This is a genomic window from Methylophilus sp. Leaf414 (assembly GCF_001425425.1).
Taxonomy (GTDB): Bacteria; Pseudomonadota; Gammaproteobacteria; order Burkholderiales; family Methylophilaceae; genus Methylophilus.
This window is the reverse complement of record NZ_LMQQ01000004.1, coordinates 589833-608625: the sequence shown is the minus strand read 5'-3', so window position 1 is coordinate 608625 and position 18793 is coordinate 589833. Positions and strand designations below refer to the sequence as shown.

Sequence of the window (18793 nt, the reverse complement as noted above, 5' to 3'; positions counted from 1 at the left end):
GTTGTGGTTAATTAAGGTTGGATATGGGAAAGCACACTGGCTGGCGTCAGAATCTGTGGCAGCTCAATCGGCTTACCGGCATGTCCCGGGGGATAAAACACGTACAAGGGCACACCACTGCGCCCGAACTTAGTCAGAATTTTGGTGATTTCGGCATCTTTGTTGGTCCAGTCACCTTTTAAATACGTAATTCCCTGTTGTTCGAATGCCTCTACGACTTCCGGCTGGCTAAGCGCGACCTTTTCATTGACCAGGCAACTGATGCACCAGGCCGCAGTAAAATTCAGGAACACCGGTTTGCCTTCTGCCAGCAGGGACTCAAGTTTTTCGGCCGAATACGGCTGCCAATTTTGTTTTAGGGATTTAGCCTGTTTATCAGGCAAAGCTTCAGTGGAAGTTTCGGCCAGTAAAGTGACCAGCCCGATAGCAAGTCCCACCACCAGCACTACGCCAGCATTTGCAAATTTAAGCCTGATGGATGAAGCACCCCTGCTGATGGAATAGATCCATGCAGCCAATGCAATTAATACAAAACCACTGAGGACCAGCACCACCGCCAGCTCGCCTTGCTGCTGGGCCAGCACCCACACCAGCCACACGGCGGCTGCATACATGGGGAATGCAAAAAACTGCTTGGTGTATTCCATCCATATACCCGGTTTTGGCAATGCTTTTTGCAGGCCAGGCCAACTGGTGAGCAGCAGATAAGGAAATGCCAGGCCCAGACCGAGACTGATAAAAATCACTATCAATTCATGTGCTGGGCGCGCCAGCGCAAACCCTAAGGCAGCGGCCATAAATGGTGCAGTACAAGGCGTCGCCACAACAGTGGCGAGTACACCAGTAAAGAAACTGCCCCAATAACCAGGCTTATCCGCCAGATGACTGCCTACGCCACTAATACCGCCACCAATGGTAAACACGCCGGATAAATTCAAGCCGACAGTAAACATCAGGTAAGCCATCAGGAACACAAACCATGGTGACTGGAACTGGAAGCCCCAGCCCACCTGTGCCCCACCCGCTTTTAACAACACCAGAACCAGGGCTAGCGCAACGAAGCTGACAACCACACCAAGGGTATAAACAAGCCCTTGCCTGATCAGCTCACCGCGACCGAGACTGGAATGCGAGATGAGAGAAAGTGCTTTGATAGACAGTACCGGAAACACACAAGGCATCAGGTTGAGGACCATGCCGCCTGCGAACGCCAGAAAAATCGCCAGCAACAGGCTGTCAGTGCCTGTTTCAGCGGGACTGGATTCAGTCACGGTTTGCAGTTTGGGATTCAGTAAATAACCGCTGGTTTCAATGTTCTGCCCCTTTGCAATTAACACGCCTTCCAGTGCTTCGCCGGGTTGCAGCGGCATATCTCCGGCATGCAATTCTATGGCGATTCCAGTAGCGGTTTTTGTAACTACCTGCTCATGGCTTTGGGCAATCTTTCCCCATTCGTAAGGGTAGAACCAGATATCCTTCACTGCTGCATCAGCCAGTTCGGGCGCATCTACCAGTAATGTCAATGAACCATCACTGCCTTGCAAACGGACAGGCCAGCTTACTTTGGCAGGCTGTCTTTCCAATGCCAGATCGATATCGGGGGCAGCAGTTTTCTGCCCTTGGCCAGCGGCTACCACTGGCAAATCCAGCGATAAAACAACTTGCTGTGGAATACACTCTTCCTTGCACACCAGCCAGTCGACCACCGCCTGCACTTTCAGCGGCTTGCCAGGTTTTAAATCGGCTGGCAATTTCAACGGCGTGGGTAATGTCACGCTATTTTCATAGCCGTAATTCACAATCGGGCCCATTTTGAAACGATCCGGCAATGGCCAGACCACATCACCCGCCTCTACTGGCTGGGAAAATTTCCAGCCTATGGTAGTCACCGTTCCGGAGTCCCCAGGGTTACGCCAATAGGTATGCCAGTGAGGCAGAATATCGAGTTTGATCCCCAAAATAATTTGCTCACCTGGCGCAATGTGGCTATGTGAAGAAATCAAGGTGGCTGTCACCTGCGGTGTGCTGGCCTGATTTGAAGCCGCCATGACAGGCAAGCTTAATCCCATCCAGAGGACCCACAACATCAGGTTTCTGATGGAATTACCTTTGAACATCATTGTGCGAGCCTGCCTGGATTTTCTGTAAACCGGCAATGGCGCAAGGCTCATCCGTACGGCCACCACCTACACCAATTGCGCCGATAATTTCGTCACCAACCTTAATCAGGATACCGCCGGGACGACCATTGATATTGGGGTTAGCAGCGACAGCATCAGCAAATGCCTTATCTGTTTTTGCCTGCTCGAACAAAGCGCTGGTGCTTTTCTTGTATTGCAGCGCGGTCTGCGCCTTGACTGTGCTGGAACTGACGCCTCGTGGTGAAGTGCCATCTGCTGCCAGCAAAGCTTTTAACACGCCTGCAGAATCGACCACACTGGCAGCGACAGTTTGCGAACCATCTGCGGCACAGGCTTCAACGGCAACTTTTGCTGCTTCAACCGCCAGCGCAAGTGATGGCCCTTTGGCGGCAGGCACCCTGGCAGGCGTATTGGCTGGGGGTGAGGGAGGATCTTCGGCCATCACCGGATTCGCCAGACCTGCGTACAACAAAACCAGAAAAACACTTACTGATAATTTTTTCATAACATTCTTTCTAAGTCTTATAAATGCTTAAGCGTCACCTCTCTTTGAGAAAGCGACGCAGCATATCTGGCTAAATAATTAGGTAGTCATCCATTTACATCCTGGCACGGAAAGCAATGCCAAGTGTGCGTCCATAACCTGGTTGTTCACTGATAGGGGCAGATGAACTGTATGTACTTGCTCCAGTAACGTAGTATTTATCAAACAGGTTTCTAGCTATCAGAGTAAACTCCCATTTGTCACTAGCACTACCTATACCTACACCGCCATCCGTAATATTGTAAGAGTCCTGATAGGTGCTTGCCGCTTGGGTCGCGCCAATATAAGTTCCTGAACGATATGAGTTATTGACGAAGAAATGCGCGCGATAACCTGAACCAAAGAAGTAGTTATAGTCGGCACCGTAGCTCAATGTAACTCGCGGAGCGCCATGTAACTGTCGTCCTGAGAAATCGACTAACCTTGGAGTTTGTACATCTGTTGTAGTGCTATCAAATTCTTTATAGTAAGAATCATTGTAAGCACCACTTAGATTCAAACGAAGATTAGGCGTGGCAGCAAAAGCAGTTGTGAATTCCAGGCCGCGTGCAATGACTTCAGGAATATTCCCCAAATAACCACGGATTGCTTCTGGATCTTGCGTAGTCGGTGCTGGTACGGTGACATTACCCTGATAATCTTTTACCTGCGTGTAATACAAATTGGCATTCAACAATAAACGGTTATCAAACAACAATGTTTTGAAACCAAGTTCAAAATCTAATGCTTTTTCAGGCTTCACATTAAGAGGCCTACCATAGTCAGGACTGCTAGGATCCGCATTAAATTCAACGGCACCCGATTTTTCTCCACGTGCAGCAGACGCATACAACAATGTGGATTCATTCAGTTTATAACTTGGATTAATAAGCCAACCGATGGAGCTATCCCGAATACTTTGACCATCGCGCCAATCATAAATCCCATTCGGGTTATTAATTGTACCAATAGCCGAACGGTATAATTCTTTGGCTGCGGCCCATGCACGATCATCAGCAGTATTACCGCCTGGGGTTAAGGTCAGGCCATAATCTGCTGCTTTTGAATCATCTGTACCAGCCGCATTGGTAAGACCTTTTCCTGCGCGGTCTAGCTCACGTTTATTACGTCCATCTTTAAACTCCAATGTATTACGTAAACCCAACGTCAAAGTGGCTTTTTCGGTCAAGTGCCAGTTAATTTGACCGAAGGCAGCATAACTCTCGGTAGTTGGATTCAATACATAAGAACGATAGACACCATCTTGCGAATCCCTGAGCAGAGTACGATAACGCTGTGCCTGCAAAGCTGTCCATTGGGTATTGGTAGCATTAAAAGCACCAGCATCAGCTCCAAAATAACTCGGATCATCTGAATAGACACTGGCATTCAAATAGTACAAACCAACTTGGTAATCGTAAGCCTTATCGCCAACATAATTCAGGCGTAACTCTTGAGAAAACTGACGGTTGCTCAATTGCTGGCCTCCATTGCCGATATCAAATTTGGTATTACCACCATTTTTAATATCGAACTCTTGACCACGATATGCTGTGATGGAGGTCAGGCTGTAGGCATCATTCACATTCCAGTTAGCCTGTACTGAAATACCACCTTGATCAGTACGTTGTGGACGTGCCTGAGAGTCTTGAATATTATTGCCATTGCCGATAACTGGTTGAAAACGCGACCCATCAGGATTATTAAAGTAAGGACGACCTAAGCGGGTAGTAAATGTAGTCCCTCTTGTTGGGCCATTTGCAAATGCTATAGGATCCTCAGTTAGCAAAGATTTGTTACCATTCTCCACTGTTTGCGTTCTGTCTAGAATGGTACGGATAGACAAGTTTTCGCTAGGTGTCAGAAGGAATTGTACGCGGCCGCCAATACGATTGGTCTCATTCCATGTTTCGTTACTGGAAGGTCCGTTGCTTTGCCAGACGTTATCCAGCATCCCATTCTGTTTGTTAAAAAAGAACGAGGCACGGTACGCCAGCAGGTCATCTACTAACGGCCCTGTGGCAGAGAACTTACCTATCATCTGGTCATACTCGCCCACACGGCCCTCTACGTTATAACCGGGTGTAAAACTAGGGGCTTTAGTGGTGATATTGATCGCACCCAAAGTAGTGTTTTTACCGAGCAAGGTTCCTTGAGGGCCGCGCAACACTTCAATACGGTCCAGGTCGTTAAAGTCGTTCCATGACTGACCTACATAAGAGCTCACAACACCGTCAACAATGACGCCGACCCCAGGTTCCAAGGTGTCGTTAGCACTGTTTTTACCGATACCACGAATCGAAATACTGGTCTGGCGTGGATTACTGCCAAACACACCCAGGTTGGGGACTGCTTTGACCAGTTCGTTTATCGTGACGATATTGTCACGATCCAGACGCTTGCCGCCAATCACTTCAACCGGCAGTGGTACATCTTGTGCGATTTCTTCACGCGCACGTGCAGTGACGATCAGCGAATCCAGCACATTTTGTGTAATGCGCTCTTCTTCCTCTGCTTTTGCTGCCTGCTTGGTTTTTGGTGCTGGTGCGGCGTCTGCTGCTGAATCAGCTTCTTCATTACTCGCCGCAGTGCTATCTGTTTTTTTTGAATTCAGGCTTTGTTTCAGGCTTTCAAGTTCTTTTTTAAGGCGTTCATTCTCCGCTTGCAAATCAGCTACTGTAGGATCCGCAGCCATTGAAAGGCCTGGGACTACAAGTGTTGCACCAATGGCCAGACTCACTGCAGATTGCAGCACTTTTCTTTTAAATACGATGGCTGTTTTATTATCAACAGCTCTTATTGCTCTTCTGACTTTTAGTACAGTCATTAAGGTCTCCCTGGTTATTTATGCTTATAAACTCAGGGACCGTATTGGCAATTGCTATGCCAATCATTAAGAAACCTTGTTTGAAGTAAAACAAATAATTTTTACTTCATTAAAATCAATGCATTATCGGGCAAACTATAACCAATAAATTAATAAGAAATTATTTTGAATTATATTTATATTTAAAACAGCTGTTTAAATTTCAACACTTGCCAGAACAGACTGTTGCCATTGAAACAAATCGTCAATTTTCAAAGCACACCTGAAGCTGCTTCTATATCAACAGTTTGTTTTTAAAACTGCTCAGATACAAACAGTACTAGCTCAGAATCACAAAATATCGCGATTTTGAGATAACCACCTTTAAAAAATTTGTATATAAAAATCAGCCTGTTAAAACATGTACTGCATAAATTATCCAATCAGATGGGCGGCAAAACAACATGGCATATTTTCTGCTAATAGTCATCGCTGAAAGCATCACCTTATTGATGACTAACTTTTTTATCCGGACTTATTTGTCTATTAATTAAAGCAACTGGAATTTAAGCGACACATGCAAGACACCACCATAAAAGTCTGGGACCTTCCACTACGACTTTTTCATTGGCTATTGGTCATTACGGTAGCAGTTTCATATCTGTCTGTGAAAACTGACTGGCTGGATGTGGATATCCACTGGTATGCGGGTCTGACCATTACTTTCCTGGTGTTATTCCGTTTAAATTGGGGGATTGTTGGCACACCCACCGCCAGATTTACCCAGTTCTTCCCTACCCCGCGCAAGTTGCTGAATTACTTTAAAAGTTCATGGCAGGGCGTTGGACACACGCCAACCGGAGCATTGTCAGTGATTGCGCTCCTGTTATTACTGGCGGGGATGGTTGCGACCGGCGTAATTGCAAGTGATGACATCACGCTGCAAGGTCCGTTAGCCAAATATGCAGATGAAGCACTGAGCGACCAGATGTCCGAATTACATGCCCTGCTGTTTAATGTATTGCTGGGCCTGATCGTTTTGCATGTCCTCGCTATCGTTTTCTACGGGTTATTCAAAAAAGACAACCTGTTAAAACCAATGATCAGTGGGAAAAAGTCCGTGCACCTTGCCGCCTCATTAACGCTTCCGCCTATCGGTAAAAGGCTGGGATGGCGCTTACTGTTTAGTGTAATCACTGCTGGCGCATTGACCTGGCTGCTGTTCAGCCCGCAAGCGCATACCTTTTTTTACCAGCCCCCGCCTGCCCCAGTTGTGCCTGCTTCACAGCATGCATGGTAACGACAGGCGTTTTTATCATCATTTCAAGGAAAAAATACATGAAAATTCAGACAATCCTGTGCGCGCTTTTGATGTTGCAAGGAGCAGCAGCTTCTGCTGGCCCGATTGAAGATCAGATCAAGTTCCGTCAATCTGCTTACAGCTTTATTGGCTGGAATACCAACAAAATCAAAACCCAACTGGACAATCCGGATACACTGTCAAAAGAAGAAATAGTTGCCGCGGCGAATGCAATTGCTGCTGCTGCGAATTCGGGACTGGGCGCGTTATATGGCCCTGGCACAGACAAAGGTGAAGGCTGGAAAAAAACCAGATTAAAATCCGAGTTCTTTGAAAAGCCTGAAGAAGCGAAAAAGGCAGCTTTGCAGTTCAACCTGGAAGCCAATGAGTTTGCCAAGGTAGCGGCCACTGGCGATGTAGGCCAGATCAAGGCCAAGTTTGGCAAACTGACGCAGTCATGCAAATCCTGCCATGACAGCTTCAGGGAAAAAGATGTGAAATAAACATTCCTGTTTGTTTCTATTTTGAACATGCACGGCGGCTGGCATTTGTCAGCCGCCGTGCGTATGTATAGCAATTAAACAAACCCCTTAACCGCCTGTAGATGCATGAGCCAGTATGTCATTTAAAAAACTAATATTTCTAGCCTTATTCAGTGTGATCCTGATCGGGGGTTCCATATGGCTTTGGCGGGCTTATGAAGCACGGAATGGAGTTGTTGCGGATGAAGCAGACCCTGCCGCATCTCATGATGCAGACCATAAAAATGGAGGTAAACATGGGCCTGCCAGTGGTCGCCATCGTGGTGACAAACCTGTGCCAGTGTTGGTGACAGTGGTTGTCAAAGCCGATGTGCCTATCATCCATTCGGCCTTGGGCACTGCAATTCCCTCCGCGGTAGTCACTGTTACCAGCCGCGTCAACGGTCAGCTGATACAGGTGGCTTTTAAAGAAGGTGAACTGGTGAAACAAGGGCAGTTGCTGGCAAAGATAGACCCGAAACCATTTGAAACGGCGCTGGCACAAATCCAGGGCCAGGCCGTACGCAACCAGGCATTGCTGAAAAACAGCCAGATTGACCTGGAGCGTTTTAAAACGCTGCAATCGCAAGATTCGATTGCGTCACAACAGGTAGACTCACAGGCTTCACTGGTACAACAATACCAGGGTACGGTACAAGCTGACCACGCCTCGGTGGAGAATGCCAGGCTGCAACTCGGTTATACCAATATTATTGCTCCGGTCAGTGGCCGTATCGGTTTACGCCAGGTAGATAGCGGCAACAATATCACTACCACAAACCCGATTGCAGTTATTAACGCCATCCACCCGATTCATGTGGTGTTTACACTGCCTGAAGACAAAATCACGCAGCTGGTCCAACAGACACATACACCAGGCAGCCATCATAAATTCAAGGTGGAAGCCTGGGACAAAGCAAATAATACCAGGCTGGCCAACGGCTTTTTGACCAGTATTGATAACCAGATTGACACCACCTCTGGCACGCTGAAACTCAAGGCGGAATTTTCCAATGAAGACAATCGCCTGTTTCCCAACCAGTTCATCAATGTCCGCCTGTATAGCGACACCATACGCAATGCCAGTGTGATTCCGGTCAATGCTTTACAGCATGGGCCGGACGGCTCCTTTGTTTACAAGATTGTGCGTGACGAGAAAGGCGACAAGGTCATCCTGCAGCCGGTCACCGTTGGTCACACTACCGGTGAAATTGCAGCCATCACAAATGGTCTCGCTGTAAATGACCAGGTAGTCAGCAGCGGCATAGATAAACTGAAACAGAATGCCAAAGTAAAAATTAAAAACCCGGCCAATGCATTTGACGATAAAGACGAGCCAGGTGCCGAAAAAAAATCCAGGCGTCCTCACGGTGCTGGCTCTCCGGACCAGACACATAAACGCCGTTCGGATGCGCCTGCTTAAGCAGCGCACTGGTTGATGATGAATCCGTCTCGAATTTTTATTTTGCGCCCGGTGGCGACCTCGCTGCTGATGCTGGCCATCTTGCTGGCTGGCATTCTGTCATACAGCCTGTTACCCAAGTCCGCTTTACCACAAGTTGATTACCCGATCATCCAGGTGGTGACTTTGTACCCTGGCGCTAGTGCTGAAGTAATGGCAATGAATGTCACTTCACCGCTGGAAAGGCAGTTTGGCTCTATGTCCGGCCTGGCTCACATGTCTTCTGCCAGCTCTGGCGGTGCCTCGGTAATCACGCTGCAATTCAGCCTGAAAACCAGCCTGGATGTGGCTGTTCAATCTGTGCAGGCAGCCATGAATGCCGCCAGCAGCTTTTTACCTGCCGACCTGCCAGCGCCACCGATCTATAACAAAGTTAATCCTGCCGATGCACCGGTATTAACACTGGCGGTAACCTCCTCCACTTTGTCGTTACCGAAATTGCGTGATCTTGTGGATACCCGTATGGCGCAGAAAATTGCGCAAGTGAATGGTGTCGGACTGGTCAGTGTCGATGGCGGTCAAAAACCGGCTATCCGCATTCAGGTGAATCAATCCGCTTTAGCCGCCTACGGCCTTGGCTTGAATGACTTGCGTACCCTGATTGATAGCGCCAACTCTAACCAGGCCAAAGGCAATATTGATGGTCCACTACTGGCTTATGAACTGGATGCCAACAGCCAGCTGCGCTCTGCAGAGGAATACCGTCAACTGATTGTCGCTAATGTCAACGACAGGCCGGTAAGGTTAAGCGATGTGGCAGACATCAAAGAAGCACAGGAAGACATGTATCTTGCTGCCTGGGCGAATAAAACCCCAGCTGTACTCGTCAATATCAAGCGCCAGCCGGGTGCCAATGTCATTGAGGTGGTTGAACAGATACAGGCCAGATTGCCCTCATTGACTGCGGGATTACCTGCCGATGTTGAAATCAAGGAGTTAACCAACCGCACCCATACCATCCGTAGCGCACTGCACGATGTGCAGTTTGAGCTGATGCTGGCGGTCGGTTTGGTGGTGATGGTGATTTTCCTGTTCTTGCGCACCGCAGCCGGCACCCTGATTCCCAGTCTGACTGTTCCGCTATCTTTGGTGGGTACCTTTGGTGTTATGTATGTCGCTGGCTTCAGTATCAACAATCTGACATTGATGGCACTTACCATCGCCACCGGTTTTGTGGTGGATGATGCGATTGTGATGATTGAAAACATCGCCCGACACATTGAGGAAGGTGAAAGCCCACTGGAGGCTGCATTGAAAGGTGCCCGCCAGATTGGTTTTACCATTATCTCGCTGACATTTTCACTGATTGCGGTACTGATACCACTGCTTTTTATGGGCGACGTGATCGGGCGTCTGTTCCGGGAATTTGCCGTGACACTGGCAGTAGCCATTTTGATTTCAGCGGTGGTGTCATTAACGCTTACCCCTATGCTATGCGCACGTTTACTCAAGGCCGCCCCACCGCAGCATGATAAGCGCCCAACATTAAGCGATAAGGTGATCGAGATTTACGGTCGTTACCTGAAGATTTCCTTAAATCATCAACCTTGGGTGCTGGCTATTGCAGGGCTATCATTCCTACTGACGGTTGCGCTGGCGATCGTGATTCCAAAAGGTTTGTTTCCGGTACAAGACACCGGTTTTATCCAGGTAATTACCGAAACACCAGGTTCGGATGCCTTCAGGCAAGTCAGCCTGAAGCAACAGCGGGTTGTAGATGAAATCCTGCGTGACCCGGATGTAGACAGCGTGTCATCAGTGGTGGGCATTGATGGCGTGAATACCACCCATAACAGCGGCCGCCTGTTGGTTAACCTCAAACCTTATCCCCTGAGGCAATCATCAGCCACAGCAGTGATCAGCAGATTAAAGCGTACCCTCGATGAAAGTTCACCTCTGATCCTGCATATGCAGCCGGTGCAGGATCTGACGCTTTCAGACCGTGTCAGCCGAACCCAGTATCAATACATGCTGACCAGTACCGATCCGGAGGGGTTAGCTCAGATACTGCCGGCGTTTCTTGAAAAACTTCGCCGGTTGCCGCAGTTAACAGACGTCGCCAGCAACCAGCATGACGATGGCTTACGTGCCGCCATTGTCGTGGACAGGGACAATGCCGGCCGTCTTGGCATCACCATGGCGGATGTGGACAACGCTTTATACAGTGCATTCGGCCAACGCATGATTACTACTATTTTCACACAGGCAAATCAATACCGCGTGATCCTGGAAGCGCAGCCCTCCCAAAGCCCGGGGCTAGCTGCGCTGGAACAAGTATTTGTTTCCAGCAGCAACGGTCGGCAAGTGCCACTGGCGAGTATCGCGACTGTCAGCGAAAAACCTGCTTCCCTAGTGATATACCGTGAAGACCAGCTACCTTCGATTGAAATCGGCTTTAACCTGGCCGCGAACTATGCGCTCGGTGACGGTGTGTCTGCGATTACAAGGGTCAGGCAGCAGATGCAATTTCCGGCAACAATCATTAGCCGTTTTCAGGGTGCGGCATCGGCATTTATTGCCGCACTGGATAACGAGTTATTTTTAACGCTGGCGGCGATCACTACCATGTACATCGTGCTCGGCATTTTGTACGAAAGTTATATTCATCCCCTAACCATATTGTCAACACTCCCCACTGCAGGCGTAGGTGCTTTGCTGGGCCTGATGGTGACCAATCATCCATTAAGCGTGATCGCGATCATAGGGATTATTCTGCTGATTGGTATTGTGCAGAAAAATGCCATCATGATGATTGATTTTGCACTTGAGGCTGAGCGCGAGCATGGCAAATCCACTCTGGAAGCCATCTACCAGGCATGCCTGTTACGCTTCCGGCCTATCCTGATGACTACCCTGGCAGCGCTGTTCAGCGCCGTACCACTGGTTCTGGGCGATGGCCCCGGCTCAGAGTTACGCGCGCCGCTAGGAATTGCGATGATAGGTGGCTTGCTCTTGAGCCAGCTGCTGACCTTATTTACCACTCCAGTGGTTTACCTGACTTTTGATCGCCTTGCCAAAACCTGGCAGACAGCAAAGCAGAAAACGGCGAGGCCAACCTGATGGCATGGTTGACCTTGTTCCTGCGACGGCCGATTGCCACCACCTTACTGGCGGTGGCAATCGCGTTGCCGGGGATTGCAGCTTATTTTGCCTTGCCTATCGCGTCCCTCCCGCAAGTTGAAATGCCCAGTATTGATGTATTTGCAAGATTGCCGGGGGCCAGCGCAGAAACCATGGCTTCTGCGGTAGCATCGCCACTGGAACGCTCCCTGGGCAATATCGCCGGTGTCAATGAAATGACATCCAGCAGTTCCAAAGGGCAAACCCGGGTCAGTTTGCAATTTGACCTGGACCGAAATGCAGATGGCGCAGCACGTGATGTGCAGGCAGCCATTAACGCAGCGGTGCCTTTGCTGCCTGCCGGCATGCAAAGCAACCCGACCTGGCGCAAAAGCGGCTCCAACATGATTATGCATATTGCATTGACTTCGGAGCGCTACAGTCGGCGCGAACTGTACGATATTGGCCTATCACTGGTCGGTCAGCGTATTTCCCAGGTCGATGGTGTAGGCCAGGTGAATGTGAATGGCAGTGCCTTGCGATCGGTGCGCGTTGAAGTTAACCCGCTCACTGCGCATCAATATGGTATTGCCCTGGAGCAGATACGCAATGTGATCGCAAATACCAACGCGCATCTGCCGAAAGGCTTTGTTGAAAATGATGACAAGCGCTGGCAGCTTGATGTGAATGACAATGGCAATAAAGCCGCCGACTTTGAAGATTTAATCGTGGCCTGGCGCAATGGCGCCCCTATCCGCCTGCACGACATTGCCGATGTCAAGGACTCGGTACAAGAGCTACGCAGCACGGGCAGTGTCAATGGCAAGCCAGGGGTAGTGATCTCAGTCAATAATATTCCCGGCACCAATATTGTCGCCACCGTGGATGGCATCAAGGCCTTATTGCCAAAACTGAAACCCTTGCTGCCGCCCGGCATTGAAATGGAAGTGCTGATTGACAGGAGTACCATCGTCAGGAAGTCACTGCAGGAAGTGGAACATACGCTGTTGATTTCCATCGTGCTGGTGATCCTGGTCACTTTCGTGTTTTTACGCAGTGGCCGCGCTGCGCTGATTCCAAGTATCGCCATCCCGGTTTCACTGCTGGGTACCCTGGCAGTGATTTACTTATGTGGCTTCAGCCTGAATAACTTAACGCTGATGGCGCTGATTATTGCCACCGGCTTTATTGTGGATGATGCGATTGTGGTGGTTGAAAACACTATGCGTCATATCGAACATGGGTTAAAGCCATTGCAGGCGGCGTTCCAGGCGGTGCATGAAGTATCTTTTACCATTATTGCCATGAGCCTGTCGCTGATTGCTGCCTTTATCCCTTTGCTGTTCATGGATGGCGTGATCGGGCGTATTTTCCGCGAATTCTCCATCACCCTGGCCAGTGCAGTGGTACTGTCATTACTGATTACATTGACGCTTACCCCGGTACTATCCTCACGATTACTGAAATCCGATCCTTCACCCAACAGGCTGTCACGCGCGCTGGCGAGCATTTTCGATATTCCGCACCGGGCTTACTACAAGGCATTGCAATGGGCGATCCGCCATTCCGCACTTATCCTGATGCTGTTTTTTGTGGCGATCGGCAGCAATGTCTACCTGTATTCCATCGTGCCCAAAGGCTTCTTCCCGTTACAGGATACCGGCAGGTTGCAAGGCAACTTTGAAGGTGATCAGAACCTGTCGTTCTGGGCGATGCGTGAAAAAGTCGACCAGTTCATGCGCGTGATTGCCAGTGACCCGGATATAGAAACTTATTATGAATACACCGGTGGCTTTGGCGGCGGACAGTCCAATACCGGCATGTTGAATGCTCGCCTTAAACCCAGGAAAGAGCGCGAAGCATCCGCACAGGAGATTGTGGACAGACTACGCCCGCAACTGGACAGGGTAGCCGGTGCTTCGCTTCGTTTACGGCCGCAGCAGGAATTTAATATTGGTGTACGACCCGGTTCGGCTGAATTTCAATATACCCTGCTCTCCAGCAACATCGAGGATCTGCGTAGATTCTCGCCGCAATTGAGGGATGCACTGACTAAACTGCCGCAACTGACCGATGTGAGCAGTGACGCACAAGATAAGGGTTTACAGGCAAACCTGGTGATAGACCGTGATGCTGCGGCACGGCTAGGTATTACCCAGCGCCAGATTGATGCTTCATTAAACGATGCCTTCGGCCAACGATTAGTGTCTACCATTTATGAACCATTGAACCAGTACTTTATTGTGCTGACGCTGGCACCACGGTTTGCAGAAGGACCGGAATCATTAAACCATATTTATTTAAACAGCCTCCAGAACCAGCGTATACCCTTGTCAAGCATCGCGCGCTGGGAGCTGGTTAATACCCCGCTGGCAGTCAATCATGAGGGGCAGTTTGCCGCCGCCACCATTTCCTTCAATATTGCAGAAGGCTATGCGCTGGATGCAGCCAGCCAGGCGATTGAAGCAGCTTTTGTATCTCTGGATCCACCCGAAAGCATACATGGATCATTCTCAGGTAAAGCAAAAGCATTTAAAGAATCCATGGATAGCCAGCCCTGGCTGATTTTGACTGCACTAGTCACAATTTATATCGTGTTGGGAATACTTTACGAGAGTCTGATACATCCCATCACGATACTTTCCACCCTGCCCTCGGCCGGGATTGGTGCATTAATGGCTTTATTGCTGTTTGACAGTGAGTTGACGATTATCGCCATGATAGGCATCGTGCTGCTCATCGGCATCGTGATGAAAAACGCCATCATCATGATAGATGCTGCACGCTATATCATCCAGCACCGAGGCACCTCTCCTGATAAAGCGATTGTAGAAGCCTGCATGCAACGCTTCCGGCCGATTTTAATGACTACATTTGCGGCTGTGCTGGGCGCACTGCCCCTGCTTTTTGGCGTGGGCGATGGCGCCGAAATCCGCCAGCCATTAGGTATTTCGATTGTCGGCGGTTTGCTGTTAGGGCAAGTATTAACCTTATTCACTACACCGGTCATTTACTTGTATCTGGACAAGCTGAATCAGTTTAGAACAAAAAAAACACAACGAACAACACCTGTTTCAACAAATATCACATCTGTATGAAAAATATCAAATTGAGCTTACTGGTAATCGCTGGCCTGTTGCTGGAAGGCTGCAGCGTATGGGAAGCCTATACCCGCCCTACAATGGTGATCCCCGAGCAATATAAAGAAGCGAGCGCGTTTGCCGGCTGGAAAGCGGCGACGCCAGGTAGCCCTGCATTGTCTGACAAATGGTGGGATCGCTACCAGGATGCACAACTCACTCAACTGTTACTGTCAGCTAACCAGGCAAATTACTCGATCCTGATTGCTGAAGCCAATTACCGCCAGGGCCTTGCACTGGCGAGAGGCAGCCGCGCCCCGCTGTTGCCGGCAATCAACGGGCAATCAGCCATTATCCGTGGTAATAACAGCAATTCGGGCGCAAGCACTGAGCTTAGTATAGGCATTAGTGCCAGCTGGGAAATCGATTTATGGGGCAGGATACGCAACAGCATATTGGCAGGTGAGGCAAATGCAGAAGCTTCTGCAGCAGACCTGGCTGCCGTGAAACTATCCGTACAATCCGCACTTGCACAAACCTATTTTCAGTTACGCATACTGGATTCGCAAAAATTATTGCTGGATACCACGGCGCAAAGTTTCGAGCGTTCATTGAAACTTACCATTAACCGTTACAACGTCGGATTAGCCTCCCGTACCGAAATCGCCCAGGCCGAAACACAATTACGCAATACCCGGGCGCAAGCAATCGACATCACGGCAGCGCGTGCGCAACTGGAACACGCAATAGCCGTCTTGATAGGAAAAGTCCCGGCCGAGCTTTCGATCCCGTCTAGCCCCTACAAGCAAGTGACTGGTATTGCTTTTCCGATTGCAGAAGCCAGCCTGCCTTCCAGCCTGCTGGAAAGAAGACCGGATATTGCGGCTGCCGAACGCCGCATTGCCTTGGCTAATGCGCAGATCGGCGTTGCACGAGCGGCACTATTCCCGACCCTGAGCCTGGGTGCAGGCCTGGGTTACAGCAACGATAAGCTGGGCAACCTGTTATCGCTGCCGAACCGCGTATGGTCGCTAGGCCCGGCATTGGCGGGGCCTATCTTTGACAATCAACTACGTCAATCGCAAACGGATGCAGCGATTGCCCGTTATGACGCCAGCGTTGCCAGCTACAAACAGACAGTTATCAACGGGATACGTGAAGTAGAGGACAATATGGCGTTGCTGCGCATTCTGGAAGCGGAAGCGGTGGAGCAGGAAATCGCCGTAAAATTCGCGCGTGAGGCGGTTGAACAAACTGAAAACCGCTATCGAGCCGGTATCAGTGAATACCAGAATGTAGTGATTGTTCAATCGGCATTATTGAATGCAGAGCGCAATTTGCTCACAATTACCGGCCGGAGATTTAATGCTTCTGTGGCACTCATGATTGCATTAGGCGGCGTACATTAGCTAGTTGATATATTTGTGGAAGGTGCAAAATAAAAAAGCTGTGCCCACAGACACAGCTTTTTAATCATCCAGGGAATTAACGATTATTGAAATATCCAATATTCATCACTCTATCGTTCACGAAAGTTACTTCGGTTTCTTTATAGGTATTTTTGGCATCATATTTAACGATGTTTTTGTAGTACCACATTTCCACTTGTACCGGCTTGGAGCTTTTCTCTTGCCCACCTACGCCTGCAATCATGTTACTCGCATTGCTAGGCTTTACTGATTGCTGTTTCTTGAAGGGTTGGCCAAGTTTTTCCAACACTACTTTTTTTGACTTGCCGCTAAAATTATCAATGAATTCGTTTTCATTGTAGGTTTTGCCAGCGAAGGCTGATGCCACGTTGCTGAACATCACCAGTGCCATAACAACAGCCGAAATCTTTGCATAAAACTTCATGTTTAATCCCTGTGATCCAAATTCAATTTTACAATTATCGTGTTTGTGAAAGTATAACTGTTTATCACCTTATTTGGTTGACTGCAACCACGGTAAACTTTGTTCACGTCACGGTCAGATGGTGAGCTGCAAGCCATCGTAACCCGCTTCAACATTGGCTGGCAGTGTTGCCTGTAGCGCATGATATTCCAGCTCGTGGGTCATATGAATCAGCACATTGCGCCTTGCACCTATGCGGCTGATCAGCGCCAGCGATTCACTGAGGCTGACATGGGTGGGGTGCGGGGTTTCACGCAGGCAATCTATGAGTAGCAGATCCACATCCCTGAGCAACTCGTAAGAAGATTCGGGGATACTGGACACATCCGTCATGTACACCAGATTCCCTATGCGATAAGCATAAATACGTATCTTGCCGTGCATCACCGGGATGGGCGTCACGGCCTGCCCTGCCACTTCAAACGGTGTTTCTACCACATGGGCTGCCAGCACGGGCAAATCCCAGAAGTTACTGGGCTCGCGTAAGGTATAGCCAAATTTATCCTGGATATGGCTGATCGCTTCAGGATAGCTATACAGGGGAATCTGGCAGCGGTTGATCTGGCAAAAAGCACGCAAGTCATCAATTCCGTGCAGATGATCGGCATGGGTATGGGTAAACAGCACTGCATCGACCCGCTGCATATTTTCACGCAGTGCCTGCTGGCGTAAATCGGGCGAAGTATCAATCAGGATCACACGGCCATCATCCAGCGTCACCATGCTGGAACAACGCGTGCGCTTGTTACGGTGGTCAGTGGAGACACAAGTGGCGCAAGGGCAACCCACCGCGGGAGTGCCTGCACTGGAACCTGCACCAAGTATGGTCAGTTGCATGGCTGCGCGTGCTTAAACAGGCTGAAAAAGTTGCTGGTAGTGGCATCCATTACTTGTTGCAATGGAATATCGCGTAACTTGGCGATTTCTTCAGCTACGTGGCGCACATAGGCAGGCTGGTTGGTTTTGCCGCGGAAAGGAATAGGCGCCAGATAAGGTGAATCAGTCTCGATCAGCATCGATGCCAGTGGCACTTTCTGCGCCACTTCTTTCAAGGCGACGGCATTTTTAAAAGTGACAATCCCGGAAAATGAAATATAAAACCCCATTTCGATAGCGCCCTGCGCCACTTCCCAGCTTTCGGTAAAACAATGCATCACGCCGCCCACTTCTGCTGCGCCCTCTTCCTGCATGATACGCAAGGTATCTTCGGCTGCATTGCGGGTATGAATGATCAGCGGCTTACCTGTGGCCCTGGCAGCGCGGATATGGGTGCGAAAGCGTTCACGTTGCCAGTTCAGGTCACCAGTCAGCCTGAAATAATCCAGTCCGGTTTCACCGATGGCCACCACGCGCGGGTGATCGGCCAGTGAGACCAATTCGGCTACGGTTGGCTCCTGGATATCTTCATAGTCAGGATGCACGCCTACAGAAGCATAGATATTCGGGTACTGCTCGGCAAGCGCCAATACTTCGGGAAACTTGTCCAGTGTGACGGATACGCACAAGGCATGACCGACCTCATTGGTAAGCATGCTGGCGCGTACCTGGTCGATGTTTTGCGCCAGTTCGGGAAAGTTAATATGGCAATGCGAATCTACAAACATGAATAATCCAAAAACCTGCTAGATAGTATGGGTTGCGCGACTGGATTTAAGCGCTGCGCCGAGTATGGTTTCAATGCGTTTCTTGGCCTCTACGCCGCCATCGCGGTCACTGAACTGGATGCCTATGCCCTGCGGTTTATTATTCACTGCCTGGGGTGTGATCCAGATCACTTTACCGACAATCTTCAGCTTGTGCGGGTCATCCAGCAAGGTCAGCAGCATGAATACTTCTTCGCCCATTTTGAAGGGTTTGCTGGTTGGGATAAATAGTCCGCCACCTTTGACAAAAGGCATGTAAGCAGCAAACAAGGCGGCTTTTTCACGGATAGCCAGTGACAGCACGCCTGGCTTGGCAGGGCTCATCGTCGATGGTGATTGGGTGTCAGTCATGCATGGACTCCTG

At 49.5% G+C, this 18793-nt stretch carries 13 protein-coding genes; 6 read left to right on the top strand and 7 right to left on the bottom strand.

Going from position 1 to position 18793, the window contains the following annotated elements:
* Positions 1–11 precede the first annotated feature (11 nt).
* The 3 genes from ASG24_RS11765 to ASG24_RS11755 all read right to left on the bottom strand — a co-directional run bounded on the left by ASG24_RS11765 (position 12) and on the right by ASG24_RS11755 (position 5491).
* A complete protein-coding gene (locus ASG24_RS11765) occupies positions 12–2120 on the bottom strand; it encodes a protein-disulfide reductase DsbD (protein ID WP_235562407.1) in 2109 nt (702 codons plus the stop codon).
* Positions 2104–2646 (bottom strand): heme-binding protein, encoded by a 543-nt coding sequence (locus tag ASG24_RS11760; protein WP_055871648.1) that lies wholly within the window; start codon positions 2644–2646, stop codon positions 2104–2106. The genes ASG24_RS11765 and ASG24_RS11760 overlap by 17 nt, the downstream gene beginning before the upstream one ends.
* A gap of 94 nt (positions 2647–2740) precedes the next feature.
* Positions 2741–5491, bottom strand: a complete 2751-nt coding sequence (locus ASG24_RS11755; protein ID WP_055871645.1) for a TonB-dependent receptor domain-containing protein — start codon at positions 5489–5491, stop codon at positions 2741–2743.
* A 556-nt stretch (positions 5492–6047) separates the two neighbouring features.
* Here ASG24_RS11755 and ASG24_RS11750 point away from each other — a divergent pair.
* The 6 genes from ASG24_RS11750 (at position 6048) to ASG24_RS11725 (ending at position 16302) form a co-directional block, all read left to right on the top strand.
* Positions 6048–6770, top strand: coding sequence for a cytochrome b/b6 domain-containing protein (locus ASG24_RS11750; RefSeq protein WP_055871642.1), 723 nt, complete (start codon positions 6048–6050; stop codon positions 6768–6770).
* A 38-nt stretch (positions 6771–6808) separates the two neighbouring features.
* A complete protein-coding gene (locus ASG24_RS11745; RefSeq protein ID WP_055871639.1) occupies positions 6809–7273 on the top strand; it encodes a cytochrome c in 465 nt (154 codons plus the stop codon).
* 115 nt (positions 7274–7388) lie between these two features.
* A complete protein-coding gene (locus tag ASG24_RS11740) occupies positions 7389–8714 on the top strand; it encodes an MdtA/MuxA family multidrug efflux RND transporter periplasmic adaptor subunit (protein WP_055871636.1) in 1326 nt (441 codons plus the stop codon).
* Positions 8715–8729: 15 nt separating this feature from the next.
* Positions 8730–11813: an efflux RND transporter permease subunit gene (locus tag ASG24_RS11735; protein WP_304437669.1), complete on the top strand. Its 3084-nt coding sequence runs from the start codon at positions 8730–8732 to the stop codon at positions 11811–11813.
* Positions 11813–14911: an efflux RND transporter permease subunit gene (locus ASG24_RS11730; RefSeq protein ID WP_055871633.1), complete on the top strand. Its 3099-nt coding sequence runs from the start codon at positions 11813–11815 to the stop codon at positions 14909–14911. The genes ASG24_RS11735 and ASG24_RS11730 overlap by 1 nt, the downstream gene beginning before the upstream one ends.
* Positions 14908–16302 carry an efflux transporter outer membrane subunit gene (locus tag ASG24_RS11725; protein ID WP_055871629.1) on the top strand — a complete coding sequence of 465 codons (1395 nt, stop codon included), beginning with the start codon at positions 14908–14910 and terminating at the stop codon, positions 16300–16302. Before ASG24_RS11730 ends, ASG24_RS11725 begins: the two co-directional genes overlap by 4 nt.
* Before the next feature lie 76 nt (positions 16303–16378).
* Here ASG24_RS11725 and ASG24_RS11720 read toward each other — a convergent pair whose 3' ends face one another.
* The 4 genes from ASG24_RS11720 to ASG24_RS11705 form a co-directional block, all read right to left on the bottom strand.
* Positions 16379–16714 (bottom strand): hypothetical protein, encoded by a 336-nt coding sequence (locus tag ASG24_RS11720; RefSeq protein WP_229008318.1) that lies wholly within the window; start codon positions 16712–16714, stop codon positions 16379–16381.
* A 147-nt stretch (positions 16715–16861) separates the two neighbouring features.
* Entirely contained in the window at positions 16862–17623 is a 762-nt protein-coding gene (locus ASG24_RS11715) for an MBL fold metallo-hydrolase (protein WP_055871626.1), read from the bottom strand.
* The gene (locus ASG24_RS11710) at positions 17614–18390 is read right to left on the bottom strand and encodes a TatD family hydrolase (protein WP_055871623.1); all 777 of its coding nucleotides are present in this window, start codon (positions 18388–18390) and stop codon (positions 17614–17616) included. Before ASG24_RS11710 ends, ASG24_RS11715 begins: the two co-directional genes overlap by 10 nt.
* A gap of 18 nt (positions 18391–18408) precedes the next feature.
* A complete protein-coding gene (locus ASG24_RS11705; RefSeq protein ID WP_055871619.1) occupies positions 18409–18780 on the bottom strand; it encodes a PilZ domain-containing protein in 372 nt (123 codons plus the stop codon).
* Positions 18781–18793 lie beyond the last annotated feature (13 nt).